We start from the raw sequence: 12987 nt of genomic DNA, 5'->3' as shown, positions 1-12987 counted from the left end.
TCGCGCGGCGCAGTGACAGCGCCCGCGGCACTCCTGCCCTGCGGCGGGGCGGCCAACCGCCGGGGCCCGGCCCCGGACGGGCGCTAGGACACCGGCCGGGAGTCCCCCCACAGGTCCTCGAACTCCTCGCGGTAGACCTCCAGCAGCCCGGGTTCGGTGCCGCCGGACTCCTGTCCGGCGCCGCCGCGCAGCACCAGTGCGGGCGACTCGATGCCGCGGGCCCGGCGCAGGTAGGGCTGGACGACGCCGAGGTCGGTGGAGCGGCGGCGGCCGCCGGCGCCGGTGGTGCGCGGCCCCTCGACCAGGTACGCGGTGAACCGGGGCAGCTCGTCGAACACCCGGATCTCGAAGCCGCCCTGGTCGCGCAGCCGGGCCCGGACCCGTCGCACGTGCATGATGTTCATCTCCACCGCGCGCCCCAACTCGCCGCGCCCGATGCCCAGTTCGCGCTCGCGGCGGCGCACCGCGCTGCTCGCCGGGTTGAGGAACAGCAGCCGCACCCGGCAGCCCTCGGAGGCGAGGCGGACCAGCCGCTTGCCGGTGTAGTTCTGGCAGAGCATGCCCAGGCCGATGCCGACCGCGTCGAGCCGCCGGGCCCCGTCGAGCAGGTCCTCGACCGGCAGGTCGCGCTGCAGCCGGACCCGGTCGGCGTGCACCGCGACCACGTCGGCGTAGCGGCCGGCCACGAGTTCCTCGACCACGTCGGCGGGGACGCCGCCGTGCGCGCCGTCGAGCAGGGCGAGCAGCCGGGCGGCGGCCCGCTCGGTCTGGTCGAGGACGGTCTGCGACAGGGCCCGGTTGCGGGAGACCACGTGCCGGGCGACCTCCAGCTCGTCGAGGGCCAGCTCGATCTCCCGGCGGTCCACCAGGTGCGGTTCGAAGCACGGCCAGTGCTGCACCATCAGTTCGCGCAGCTGCGGCAGGGTGAGGAAGACCAGCGGGTCGTCGTCCGCCGGGTCGAGCAGGTAGCCCTTGCGGCGGGAGACCTCGCGGACGGCCGCGGCCCGGTGCACCCACTCCTCGCCGGCCGGGCCGGCGGCGGCGGTGACCCACTCCTCGCCGTGCGCGGGCGCGTAGACGGGGCGCAGCACCTCGTCGACCAGGGCGCGCAGCCGCTGCTCGACCAGGTTGAGCCAGACGTAGGCGCGGCCGGCCAGCCGGACCCGGCGGTAGGCGTCGTCCCACTGGTCGGCGGCCCAGGCGGGCGGGATCCCCTCGGCGGAGCCGGGCTGCGGGGGCAGCGGGCCGCGGCCGCCGCGGACGACCAGCGTCGGGGCCTCGCTGCTGCCGGCCCGCGGGTCCGTGCCGTCGCCGCCGGCGGGGAACCCCATCCGCCACCTCACCTCTCGTCCGCCGCCCCTCGGGTGACGGTGCGTCCGCCGAATCCCCCCAGCACGGCCCCGGTCGCACGCCGCGCGGGCCGGGGCCCAGGGCCTGTCGATCAAGGGTATCGCCCGCCGCCGCCGGGCCGCAGCCCTCTTGACAGCAAGCGGGCCCGTCCCCGACGGTCCGTCACCGCCCGGCCACGCCGCGCCGCCGGCCCGGCCCGCCGGGACACCCGTTCGGGCGAACCACGCGCGGATGGGCGGGGAGTTCGGGCCGCCGCCGGGGAGTATGCGGGTGTGCCGTGCGTCACCTGGTTGCCGCCCCGCACATGGCCGGGCGCTCCGCCGGGAAACCCCCGTAGGAGCGCCAGTTCGCGTCTGGCACAAGGAAGTTGAGGACACATGCAGGTCTGGCCGGGGCAACCGTACCCGCTCGGCGCCACCTATGACGGGGTCGGCACCAACTTCGCGGTGTTCTCCGAGAGCGCGAACCGGATCGAGCTCTGCCTGCTCGCCGAGGACGGCACCGAGACGGCCGTCGAGCTCCGCGAGACCGACGCCTTCGTCCGGCACGCCTACCTCCCGGGCGTCCAGCCCGGCCAGCGCTACGGCTTCCGGGTGCACGGCCCGTACCAGCCGGGCCTGGGCCAGCGGCACAACGCCTCGAAGCTGCTGCTCGACCCGTACGCGAAGGCGATGAGCGGCCACATCGACTGGGACGAGTCGGTGTACGGCTACCACTTCGGCGCGCCCGAGCGCCGCAACGACCTGGACTCGGCGCCGCACACCATGCACTCGGTGGTGACCAACCCGTACTTCGACTGGGGCACCGACCGGCCGCCGCGCACCGACTACCACCGCACCGTGCTCTACGAGGCGCACGTCAAGGGCCTGACCGAGCTGCACCCGGGCATCCCGGAGGAGATCCGCGGCACCTACGCGGGCCTGGCCCACCCGGCGGTGATCGAGCACCTGGCGAAGCTGGGCGTCACCGCGATCGAGCTGATGCCGGTGCACCAGTTCGTCCGCGACCACCGGCTGCGCGACCTGGGCCTGACCAACTACTGGGGCTACAACACGATCGGCTTCTTCGCCCCGCACTCCTCGTACTCCTCCACCGGCGACCGCGGCCAGCAGGTGCAGGAGTTCAAGTCGATGGTCAAGGCGCTGCACGCGGCCGGCATCGAGGTGATCCTCGACGTGGTCTACAACCACACCGCCGAGGGCAACCACCTGGGCCCCACGCTCTCCTTCCGCGGCCTGGACAACGCCTCCTACTACCGGCTCGCCAAGGACCAGCGCTTCTACGAGGACACCACCGGCACCGGCAACTCGCTGCTGATGCGCAGCCCGCACGTGCTCCAGATGATCATGGACTCGCTGCGCTACTGGGTCACCGAGATGCACGTGGACGGCTTCCGCTTCGACCTGGCCGCCACGCTGGCCCGGCAGTTCCACGAGGTCGACCGGCTGTCCTCGTTCTTCGACCTGGTCCAGCAGGACCCGGTGGTCTCCCAGGCCAAGCTGATCGCCGAGCCCTGGGACCTCGGCGAGGGCGGCTACCAGGTCGGCAACTTCCCGCCGCTGTGGACCGAGTGGAACGGCAAGTACCGCGACACCGTCCGCGACTTCTGGCGCGGCGAGCCCGCCACGCTGGCCGAGTTCGGCTCCCGGCTGACCGGCTCCTCCGACCTCTACCAGGACGACGGCCGCCGCCCGATCGCCTCGATCAACTTCGTCACCTGCCACGACGGCTTCACCCTGCGCGACCTGGTCTCCTACGACGGCAAGCACAACGAGGCCAACCACGAGGACAACCGGGACGGCGAGTCGCACAACCGCTCCTGGAACTGCGGCGCCGAGGGCGACACCACCGACCCCGCCGTCCTCGACCTGCGGGCCCGCCAGCAGCGCAACTTCATCGCCACCCTGATGCTCTCCCAGGGCGTCCCGATGCTCTGCCACGGCGACGAGAACGGGCGCACCCAGCGCGGCAACAACAACGCCTACTGCCAGGACTCCGCGCTCACCTGGGTGGACTGGGCCGCCGCGGACGCCGGGCTGCTGGAGTTCACCCAGGGCATGATCTGGCTGCGCCGCGACCACCCGGTCTTCCGCCGCCGCCGCTTCTTCCACGGCCGCCCGGTCTCCGGCACCCACGACGACCTGACCGACATCGCCTGGTTCACCCCGTCCGGCGAGGAGATGACCGAGCAGGACTGGTCCACCTCGTACGCCAGGTCGCTCACCGTCTTCCTCAACGGCAACGCCATCTCCGAACCCGACCGCCGCGGCGGCAAGATCGTCGACGACTCCTTCCTGCTGCTGTTCAACGCCCACTCCGAGCCGCTCGCCTTCACCGTCCCCGCCGACCACGGCGAGGCCTGGCAGCTGGTCGTCGACACCTCGCTGCCCACCCTCCCCCCGCGCGGCACCGGCCCCCGGGTCAAGGCCGGCGACACCCTGCGCCTGCTCGACCGCGCACTGATGGTCCTCCAGCGCCCGGCGTGACCCCCCGCGCTCCGGTTCGTCCCCGACCTTCAGGTCTGGGGGCGGGCCGGGCCGGGTAGCCCCCTCCGCACTGCGGAACCGCGGACCGGAGGGGGTACGAAGTGTCTCGTCGGTGGTTGGTGACCGGATGTTCGTCGGGGTTGGGGCTGGCGCTGGCGCGGGCGGTGGCGGCGGGTGGTGACCGGATCGTGGCGACCAGCCGGGGGGCCTCGCCGCTGGACGCGCTGGCGGCCCGGTTCCCGGGACGGGTGGTGCCGGCCCGGCTGGAGCTGCGCAGCGCCGCGGACTGCGCGGCGGCGGTGGAGCTGGCCCGGGAACGCCTGGGCGGGGTGGACGTGCTGGTGAACAACGCCGGGGTGGGCCTGTTCGGGGCGGTGGAGGAGGTCTCGGACGCGGAGCTGCGCGAGCAGCTGGAGGTGCTGGCGGTGGCGCCGTGGCGGCTGGCGCGGCTGGTGCTGCCGCTGATGCGGGCGCAGGGCGGCGGGCACGTGGTGAACGTCTCCTCGGTGGGCGGCCGGATGGCCTTCCCCGGGCTGGGGGCGTACGTGGCGGGGAAGTTCGCGCTGGAGGGGATGAGCCTGGCGCTGGCGGCGGAGGCCGCGCCGTTCGGGGTGCGGGTGACGGTGGTCGAGCCGGGCGGGTTCGCCACCTCGTACGGGAACTCGCTGGCCGAGACGGCGGTGAAGCTGCCGGAGTACGGGCGGACGCTGGAGCCGATGCATCGGGCGCTGCGCGGCATGGCGGGGGACGCGGAGCTGAACCGGCCCGAGGCGTTCGCGGAGCTGGTGCTGCGGGCCGTCGCGGCGCCGGCCGGCCCGGTGCGGGTCCCGGTGGGGCTGGACGCGTACGCGATGGTGGAGGCGGCGCTGGCCGGGGAGGCGGCGGAGCTGGCGGCGGCGCGGGCGCTGGCGGAGGAGGGGGCGGTGGCGCAGGACGGGGCGGTGGCGCCCGATCCGGTCTGAACCGGCCCGTTCGGCGCAGTGCGGGCGGTATCCCCGGGGCGCCTCGGGTAGGCATCCGGGTATGACGTCCGCCGCCGCACGCCCCGAGACTGCCGACGCCCCGACGGCCAGCTACCGGCTCCAGCTGCAGCCGGGGTTCACCCTGCACGACGCCCGCCGGGCGGTGCCGTACCTGGCCGCGCTGGGGGTCTCGCACCTGCACCTGTCGCCGCTGCTGGAGGCGGTGGCGGGCTCGACGCACGGGTACGACACGCTCGACCACAGCCGGATCAGCGAGCAGCTGGGCGGCGAGGGGGCGCTGCGCGAGCTGGCCGCGGAGGCGGCGGCGCACGGGCTGGCGCTGATCGCGGACGTGGTGCCGAACCACATGGCGCTGCCGGTGCCGGAGCGGCTCAACGGGCCGCTGTGGGAGGTGCTGAAGAACGGTCCGGACGACCCGTTCGCGGCCTGGTTCGACATCGACTGGTCCGCGCAGCCGGGCCCGGTGGACGCGCCGGAGCGGGGGCGGCTGCTGCTGCCGCTGCTGGGCGACCGGCTGGGCGCGGTGCTGGAGCAGCTGGTGGTGGACGGCGAGGTGCTGCGCTACCACGAGCACGAGTTCCCGCTGCGGCCCGGCACCGCGCACCTGCCGCTGCCGGAACTGCTGGAGCGGCAGTGGTACCGGCTGTGCTGGTGGCAGCTGGCCGACGAGCAGGTCAACTACCGGCGGTTCTTCACCGTCAACGACCTGATCGCCGTCCGGGTGGAGGTCCCGGAGGTGTTCGAGGCCACCCACGGGGTGCTGCTGCGGCTGCACCGCGAGGGCGTGCTGGCGGGCTTCCGGATCGACCACCCGGACGGGCTGGCCGACCCGCGCGGCTACCTGCGGCGGCTCGCGGAGGCGACCGGCGGGGCGTACACGGTGGTGGAGAAGATCCTGACCGGGGACGAGGCGCTGCCCGCGGACTGGGCGTGCGCGGGGACGACGGGGTACGACGCGCTGCGCCGGATCGACGGGGTGCTGACCGACCGGCGGGGCGCGGAGAAGCTGTTCGCGGCCTACCGGCGGGACGTGGGCGACGCGGCGGACCCGGCGGCGGCGGGCCGGGCCGGGCGGGCCGAGATGGTCGCGCCGGGCGGGGCGCTGGCGGCGGAGACCGACCGGCTGGTGCGCCTGGTCGGGCGGATCTGCGCGGAGGGCCCGGAGCTGGCCGACCACTCGCCGCTGGCGGTGCGCCGGGCGCTGGCGGACCTGCTGACGCGCTACCCGGTGTACCGGCCGTACGTGGTGCCGGGCGAGCCGGCCCCGCCGGAGGCCGTCGCGGCGCTGGCGGCCCCGGCGGACGCGTCGGGGACGGAGCGGCTGGTGCGGGAGCTGGCGCTGGGCCGACTGGGGCGGTCGGCGGCCAGGGACGAGTTCTGCCACCGGTTCGGGCAGACCGCGTCGGCGGTGGCGGCCAAGGGCGTGGAGGACACCGCGTTCTACCGGTTCAACGCGCTGCTGTCGCTGAACGAGGTGGGCGGCCTGCCGGAGCGGCCGGGCGTGTCGGTGGCGGAGTTCCACCGCTGGTGCACCGGGCAGGAGCGGCTGTGGCCGGGGGCGATGACGGCGCTGTCCACGCACGACACCAAGCGCAGCGCGGACGCCCGGGCCCGGCTCGCGGTGCTGGCGGAGCTGCCGGAGGCGTGGGCGGCGGAGTGCGCGGCCTGGACGCTGGCGGCGGGGCCGTGCGCGGACCGCTCGACGGCCTGGCTGCTGTGGCAGACGCTGCTGGCGGCCTGGCCGCTGTCCCCGGAGCGGCTGCTGGCGGTGGCGCTGAAGTCGGTGCGGGAGGCGAAGCGGCGCACCTCGTGGAAGGAGCCGGACGCCGGGTTCGAGGGCTGGCTGGCGCAGTACGTGCGGGGGGCGCTGGCCAATCCGGGGCTGTGTCCGCGGATCGCCGGGTTCGTCGGGCTGATCGCGCCGTTCGCCCGGGTGAACTCGCTGTCGGCGGCGCTGCTGCACCTGCTGGTGCCGGGCGTGCCGGACGTGTTCCAGGGCGGCGAGGAGCCGCTGTACACGCTGGTCGACCCGGACAACCGGGCGCCGGTGGACCTGGGCGCGCTGGCGGTGCGGCTGACCGACTCGCCGGAGCCGCGGCCGGGCGACCTGGCCCGGGAGAAGCTGCACCTGACCACCACCGCCCTGCACCTGCGCCGCTCCGGCGCGCTGGGCTCCTACCGGCCGCTGGCGGCGGACGGGCCGGCCGCCGAGCACCTGGTGGCGTTCGGCCGGGGCGAGCGGGTGCTGGGCGCGGCGACCCGGCTGCCGTACGGGCTGCACCGGGCGGGCGGCTGGCGCGAGACGGTGCTGGAGCTGCCGCCGGGCCGCTGGACGGACCTGCTGACCGAGCGCCGGTTCACCGGCGGCACGGTCGAACTGTCGTATCTGTTCCGGCAGTTGCCGGTAGCACTGCTCGTGGAGGGGTCGTGATGCGGTACCAGGTGTGGGCGCCGGACGCCAAGGTGGTCGAGGTCGAGGTCGGGGCGATCCCGTACCTGCTGGAGCGCGACCCGGACCGGCCGGGCTGGTGGCACGGGGAGGGCCCGGAGGGCGACTACGGGTTCCGGCTGAACGGCGGGACGGCGCTGCCGGACCCGCGCTCGGCCCGGCAGCCGTTCGGGCCGGACGGGCTGAGCCGCCACGTCGACCACGGCGCGTTCGCCTGGTCGGAGACGGCCTGGCGGGGCCGCCCGCTGCCGGGCTCGGTGGTGTACGAGCTGCACGTGGGCACCTTCACCCCCCAGGGGACGTTCGACGCGGCCGCCGACCGGCTCGACCACCTGGTCGAACTGGGCGTGGACTTCGTCGAGTTGATGCCGGTGTGCGCCTTCCCGGGCCGCTCCGGCTGGGGCTACGACGGGGTCGACCCGTGGGCGGTGCACGAGCCGTACGGCGGCCCGGACGGGCTGAAGCGGTTCGTGGACGCGGCGCACCGGCGCGGGCTGGGCGTGGTGCTGGACGTCGTGCACAACCACCTCGGCCCGTCCGGCAACTACCTGCCGCAGTACGGCCCGTACTTCACCGACCGGCACCGGACGCCGTGGGGTTCGGCGGTCAACCTGGACGCGCCGGGCTCCGACGAGGTGCGGGCGTTCCTGATCGGCAGCGCACTGGCCTGGCTGCGCGACTACCGGATCGACGGGCTGCGCCTCGACGCGGTGCACGCCCTGGTGGACACCCGGGCCCGGCACTTCCTGGAGGAACTCTCGGCCGAGGTGGGGAAGTTGGCGCAGGCCACCGGCCGGCCGCTGTTCCTGGTCGGCGAGTCCGACCTGAACGACCCGCGCACCACCACCGCCCGGGAGGCGGGCGGGCAGGGCCTGGACGCGCAGTGGAGCGACGACTTCCACCACGCGCTGCACTGCCTGCTGACCGGCGAGTCCCAGGGCTACTACGCCGACTTCGCCGCCGACCCGTACGCGGCGCTCGCCAAGACCCTCACCAGGGGGTTCTTCCACGACGGGAGCTGGTCCTCGTTCCGGGGCCGCTCGCACGGCCGCCCGTTCCCGCCGGAGCACGGGCACCGGCTGCTGGGCTACGCGCAGACCCACGACCAGGTCGGCAACCGGGCCACCGGCGACCGGCTCGCCGCCTCGCTGCCGCCGGGGCGGCTGGCGGCGGCGGCCGCGCTGGTGCTGACCTCGCCGTTCACGCCGATGCTGTTCATGGGCGAGGAGTGGGGCGCGGGCACTCCCTGGCAGTACTTCACCGACCACACCGACCCGCAGCTCGCCGAGGCCGTCCGGCAGGGGCGGCGGCGGGAGTTCGCCGAACACGGCTGGCGGGCCGAGGACGTGCCGGACCCGCAGAGCCCGGCGACGGTGGCCGCCTCCACCCTGGACTGGACCGAACCGCAGCGCCCTCCGCACGCCGAACTGCTCGCCTGGCACCGGGAGTTGATCCGGCTGCGGCGGGCCGCCCCGGAGCTGGCGGACGGCGACCTGGCGGCGGTCCGGGTCCGCCACGACGCGGCGGCGGGCTGGCTGGCGGTGCACCGCGGCCGCTACCGGGTGCTGGTGCGGCTCGGCGGCTCCGGGCAGCCGCTGCCCGTCCCGCTGGAGGGCGAACTCGCCGCGCTGGAGGCCGCGTTCGGCGACGTCGCGGCCGGCGGGGCGGCGGCCGGGGAACTGCTGCTCGGCCCGGACGCGGTCGCGGTGGTGCGCACCGCGTAGCGCCCGCCCGGGCGGGGGCGGGGTGCGCACCGCGCAGGCGCTGCCGGGCCGGGTGCGTCACCACAGGTACGAGGCGATCGCGGCGTGCAGTCCGGCGGCGTCCAGGCCGTACGCGGCCAGGTGCTCGGGGATCGAGCCGTAGTGCCGGTGTTCGGCCACCGGCACGCCCAGGCCGAGCACCCGGTGCGGCAGGCCCTCCAGCGCGCGGTGCGCGGCACGCTCCGAGGTGCCCGCCAGGTAGGGCTCCACCAGCACCACGTCGGCCCGGCCGCCCAGCGCGGCGCGCAGGCCCACCGCGTCGAACGGGCGGACGGTGGCCGCGTACAGCACCGTGACGTCCAGCGTCTCGGTGGCCTCCAGCACGGCGTCCAGCATCGGGCCGACCGCCAGCACCACGCCCGCCAGCCTCGCTCCCTGACGGACCGTCAGGAACCTTCCGGGGACGACGGGTTGGCGCTCGGCGTTCTGGTGGGCGGAGAGCCGGACGTACTGCAGGGTGTCGTCGGCGGCGACCGCGTGGCGCAGCAGCAGGTCCGCCTCGGCGGGGTGGCCGGGGACGTGGACGTGCCAGCCGGGGAGGGTGTCGAGCAGGGCGACGTCCCCCGGGGACATGTGGGTGCGGCCGCCGGCCGGCCAGTCGTAGGAGCCCGCGGCGCTCACCAGGACCGCGCCGACGCCCTGGTGCACCAGGTCCAACTTGACCTGCTCGAAGGGCCGTTCGATCAGGAAGCTGGCGAAGGTGTGGGCGATCGGCCGCATCCCGGTGAGCGCCAGGCCGCCCGCCACGCCGATCAGCAGCTGCTCGCGGATGCCGACGTTGACCACCCGGTCGGGGTGGTCGCGGGCCGCGTCGGGGAACTGCGCCGCCCCGATGTCGGCGAGCACCAGCGCGGTGCGCGGGTCGCACTCCAGCAGGTCGGTGACGGTGGCGCCGAACTGCTCGCGCATGGTCGCCTCCTGGCCCCGCGGACGGATGCGCGGACGGGCACTCGGGCGGACGCCCGGACGGACGCTCTGCATGGTCTCTTCTCCCTTGCGGTCAGCTGTACTTGGGTTCGGTGCGGGCCACCACCACGTGCGGGCGGCCCGGGTGCGGGGCGGTGAACGCCCGGTACAGCTGCTCGTGGTCGCGGCCGTCCACGGTGGCCGTCGACCAGCCCTCGCCCGCGAACCGGGCCGCGATGCCGCCGCTCCAGCCGTGCGTGGCCGAGGAGTTGTCGATCACCAGGGTGTGCAGCCGGTCCAGCCCGTACGCCCCGGCGAAGGCCACCGCCTCGTGGTTGGAGCCCTCGTCGAACTCGGCGTCCCCGATCAGCACCCACACCGCCGGACCGGTCAGGCCCTGCGCCCGCAGGCCCAGCGCCGTCCCCACCGCCAGCGGCAGGCCGTGCCCCAGCGAGCCCGAGCCGATCTCCGCGCCGGGCACCAGCAGCCGGTCCGGGTGGTGGCCCAGCGGCGAGTCGTACGCGCCGAAGCTGTGCAGCAGCTCCACCGGGAAGAAGCCCTTCGCGGCCAGCACCGCGTAGTACGCCATCGGGCCGTGGCCCTTGGAGAGCAGGAACCTGTCCCGGTCCGGCGCGTCGACGTTGCCCGGGTGCACGTCCAGCACCCGGTCGTACAGCACCCAGAGCGCGTCCAGGGTGGAGTGCGCCGCCGGGGAGTGCTTCTCGTCGCCGGTCATCAGGGCGACCAGGTCCAGCAGGCCGGCCCGGTCGGTGCCGACAGGGCTCGGGCCGCCGGGGCCGGGGCCGCCGGGGCCGCCGAAGCCGCCGGGCGCGCGGGTCGGCGCGGTCGCGGCGTGCGCCGCGGAGTGGTTCGTCATGGGGACCAGCCTCTGACTTCAAGTGCACTTCAGGTCAAGCGGGCCCGCCCCGGTACCCTGCGGGCATGGCACCCTCCCGGCACGACGTCCTCACCATCGGCCAGCTCGCCGAACGCAGCGGCCTCGCCGCCTCGGCGCTGCGCTACTACGAGAGCCTCGGGCTGATCCGCTCCACCCGCACCACCGGGAACCAGCGCCGCTACGCCCGCTCCGCCCTGCGCCGGATCGCCTTCGTCCGGGCCGCCCAGCAGGTCGGCCTCAGCCTCGACGAGGCCCGCACCGCGCTCGCCCGGCTCCCCGAGGACCGCGCCCCCACCACCGGCGAGTGGGACGCCGTCGCCGCCGCCTGGCAGCACCGGATCGACCGGCAGATCGCCGAACTCCAGCACACCCGCGCCAAGTTGACCGGCTGCATCGGCTGCGGCTGCCTCTCGCTGACCCGCTGCAGCCTCTACAACGCCGACGACCGGGCCGGGCGGACCGGCCCCGGCGCCCGCTACCTGCTCACCCGGGACCCGGACACCGGCCCCGAACCCGGGCCCGACCCGGACGCGGAGGACTGAGACCGCCCGGCGGACGGAGGGCGGCGCCGCGGGCCGACGGCCGTCGCCCCCCCCGTCCGCCGGACGGGCTGATCCACTTCTTTCCCGGCCCGCTGCCGCAGCACCCGCCGGGCCGTCTATGCTGCCCCCGGAAGCGCGTTCCACCGACGGGGGAGCCAGATATGACCGACCATCAGGAAATCGCCCTCGACTGGATGTCCGGCGACCAGACCCCGCCGCCCTCCGCCGAGCTGCGCCCCGAGGTCCCGCACCCGGCCCGGATGTACGACTACTACCTCGGCGGCAAGGACAACTTCCCCGCCGACCGGGCCGCCGCCGACCAGGTCCTCGCGCTCAGCCCGCTGGTGCGGATCAGCGCCCGCGCCAACCGGGCCTTCCTGCAGCGCGCCGTGCGCACCCTCGCCGAGCTGGGCGTGCGCCAGTTCCTCGACATCGGCACCGGCATCCCCTCCGCCGGGAACACCCACGAGATCGCCCAGGCCGTCGACCCCAGCGCCAAGGTCGCCTACCTCGACAACGACCCGATCGTGCTGGTGCACGGCCGCGCCCTGCTGGCCGGCGCCCAGCAGGGCAGCGTCAGCGTCCTGCAGGCCGACCTCCGCAAGCCCGAGGCGATCCTCGCCGACCCGGCCGTCCGCGACCTGCTCGACCTGCGGCAGCCCGTCGCGCTCCAGCTGTTCGCCATCCTGCACTTCATCGACGACGCCGACGACCCGTACGCGATCGTCCGCACCCTGGTCGACGCCCTGCCCTCCGGCAGCTACCTGGCCCTCTCGCACGCCACCGGCGACTTCGTCGATCCCGCCGAGGCCGAGAAGGGCCCCGCCGTCTACAAGTCCGCCACCGCGCAGCTCAGCATGCGCACCCGCAGCCAGGTGCTGCGCTTCTTCGACGGCCTCGACCTGCTCGAACCCGGCCTGGTCACCGCCCCGCTGTGGCGCCCCGACCAGGACCCGCAGGACACCGACGCCGAGGTCGCCATCTGGGCGGGCGTGGGCCGCAAGCCCTGACCGCGGGCCGCAAGCCCTGACCGCGGGCCGCAAGCCCTGACCGCGGGCTGCAGGCCCTGACCGCACCCGGCCGTCCGCGGCGGTGCGATCATGGGCCCGCCCCCGCACCGGGGGACCGAGAGAGCCAGCAGGGAGCCGCCCGCCGTGACCGCACCGCCGCCGCTGATCGACCCGTCCTGGCTCGCCGCCCGGCTCGGCCACCCCGACCTGGTCGTCCTGGACGCGGGCATCGGCGCGCACCGGCACGCCCCCGCCCGGATCCCCGGCGCCCGGGCCTTCGACCTCGACGGCGCGCTGTCCGACCACGCCTCCCCGCTGCCGCACACCCTGCCCTCCCCCGCCGACCTCCAGCGCGAACTGCGCGCCCTCGGCGTCGACGACCGCTCCACCGTGGTGCTCTACGACGGCGCGGGCATCTACTCCGCCCCGCGCGCCTGGTGGATGCTGCGCGCCATGGGCTTCGACCGGGCCGCCGTCCTGGACGGCGGCCTGCCCGCCTGGCAGGCCGCCGGACACCCCGTCAGCACCGACCGGCCCGCCCCCGCCCCCGCCGGGGACTTCACCGCCCGCCCGCGCCCCGCCCTGCTCGCCGACCGGGAC

The 12987-nt window shown here is 75.5% G+C and carries 10 protein-coding genes; 7 read left to right on the top strand and 3 right to left on the bottom strand.

All coding sequences use genetic code 11. From position 1 onward, the window contains the following. Window positions 1–83 precede the first annotated feature (83 nt). Window positions 84–1331: an SAV2148 family HEPN domain-containing protein gene (locus IH44_RS0115410; RefSeq protein ID WP_030460115.1), complete on the bottom strand. Its 1248-nt coding sequence runs from the start codon at window positions 1329–1331 to the stop codon at window positions 84–86. A gap of 396 nt (window positions 1332–1727) precedes the next feature. Here IH44_RS0115410 and glgX point away from each other — a divergent pair, with 396 nt between their 5' ends. From glgX to treZ, 4 genes are all read left to right on the top strand, one after another. Beyond that, window positions 1728–3836, top strand: a complete 2109-nt coding sequence (gene glgX, locus IH44_RS0115405; RefSeq protein ID WP_030460114.1) for a glycogen debranching protein GlgX — start codon at window positions 1728–1730, stop codon at window positions 3834–3836. A 101-nt stretch (window positions 3837–3937) separates the two neighbouring features. Next, entirely contained in the window at window positions 3938–4798 is an 861-nt protein-coding gene (locus IH44_RS48035; protein ID WP_051816930.1) for an SDR family oxidoreductase, read from the top strand. A 61-nt stretch (window positions 4799–4859) separates the two neighbouring features. Further along, on the top strand, window positions 4860–7250 hold the full coding sequence (gene treY, locus IH44_RS0115395) for a malto-oligosyltrehalose synthase (protein WP_035955201.1): 2391 nt from the start codon (window positions 4860–4862) through the stop codon (window positions 7248–7250). Continuing rightward, the gene (gene treZ / locus IH44_RS0115390; RefSeq protein ID WP_030460111.1) at window positions 7250–8992 is read left to right on the top strand and encodes a malto-oligosyltrehalose trehalohydrolase; all 1743 of its coding nucleotides are present in this window, start codon (window positions 7250–7252) and stop codon (window positions 8990–8992) included. Before treY ends, treZ begins: the two co-directional genes overlap by 1 nt. Before the next feature lie 57 nt (window positions 8993–9049). Here the strand turns inward: treZ and IH44_RS0115385 are convergent, their stop codons facing one another. Next, window positions 9050–9940 carry a transketolase family protein gene (locus tag IH44_RS0115385; RefSeq protein WP_030460110.1) on the bottom strand — a complete coding sequence of 297 codons (891 nt, stop codon included), beginning with the start codon at window positions 9938–9940 and terminating at the stop codon, window positions 9050–9052. A gap of 91 nt (window positions 9941–10031) precedes the next feature. Continuing rightward, complete coding sequence (locus IH44_RS0115380; RefSeq protein ID WP_232794954.1) at window positions 10032–10673, bottom strand: transketolase; 642 nt, start codon at window positions 10671–10673, stop codon at window positions 10032–10034. A gap of 206 nt (window positions 10674–10879) precedes the next feature. Between IH44_RS0115380 and soxR the strand changes: the two genes are divergently transcribed. The 3 genes from soxR to IH44_RS0115360 all read left to right on the top strand — a co-directional run. Further along, window positions 10880–11377: a redox-sensitive transcriptional activator SoxR gene (gene soxR / locus IH44_RS0115375; protein ID WP_030460108.1), complete on the top strand. Its 498-nt coding sequence runs from the start codon at window positions 10880–10882 to the stop codon at window positions 11375–11377. 161 nt (window positions 11378–11538) lie between these two features. Next, window positions 11539–12387, top strand: a complete 849-nt coding sequence (locus IH44_RS0115370; RefSeq protein ID WP_030460107.1) for an SAM-dependent methyltransferase — start codon at window positions 11539–11541, stop codon at window positions 12385–12387. 90 nt (window positions 12388–12477) lie between these two features. Further along, window positions 12478–12987, top strand: a 510-nt coding sequence (locus IH44_RS0115360; RefSeq protein WP_035955222.1) for a sulfurtransferase, incomplete at its 3' end; no start/stop codon positions are given.

This window comes from Kitasatospora sp. NRRL B-11411 (assembly GCF_000721345.1).
In the GTDB taxonomy this organism is placed as follows: domain Bacteria; phylum Actinomycetota; class Actinomycetes; order Streptomycetales; family Streptomycetaceae; genus Kitasatospora; species Kitasatospora cineracea.
This window is presented reverse-complemented; position numbering and strand designations above follow the sequence as displayed.

Excerpts from the sequence above, each read along its gene's own strand:
- soxR (WP_030460108.1), top strand. The coding sequence starts at position 10,880 with ATGGCACCCTCCCGGCACGACGTCCTCACCATCGGCCAGCTCGCCGAA.
- IH44_RS0115370 (WP_030460107.1), top strand. The coding sequence starts at position 11,539 with ATGACCGACCATCAGGAAATCGCCCTCGACTGGATGTCCGGCGACCAG.
- treZ (WP_030460111.1), top strand. The coding sequence starts at position 7,250 with ATGCGGTACCAGGTGTGGGCGCCGGACGCCAAGGTGGTCGAGGTCGAG.
- IH44_RS0115385 (WP_030460110.1), bottom strand. The coding sequence starts at position 9,940 with ATGCGCGAGCAGTTCGGCGCCACCGTCACCGACCTGCTGGAGTGCGAC.
- glgX (WP_030460114.1), top strand. The coding sequence starts at position 1,728 with ATGCAGGTCTGGCCGGGGCAACCGTACCCGCTCGGCGCCACCTATGAC.
- IH44_RS0115410 (WP_030460115.1), bottom strand. The coding sequence starts at position 1,331 with ATGGGGTTCCCCGCCGGCGGCGACGGCACGGACCCGCGGGCCGGCAGC.
- treY (WP_035955201.1), top strand. The coding sequence starts at position 4,860 with ATGACGTCCGCCGCCGCACGCCCCGAGACTGCCGACGCCCCGACGGCC.
- IH44_RS0115380 (WP_232794954.1), bottom strand. The coding sequence starts at position 10,673 with ATGACCGGCGACGAGAAGCACTCCCCGGCGGCGCACTCCACCCTGGAC.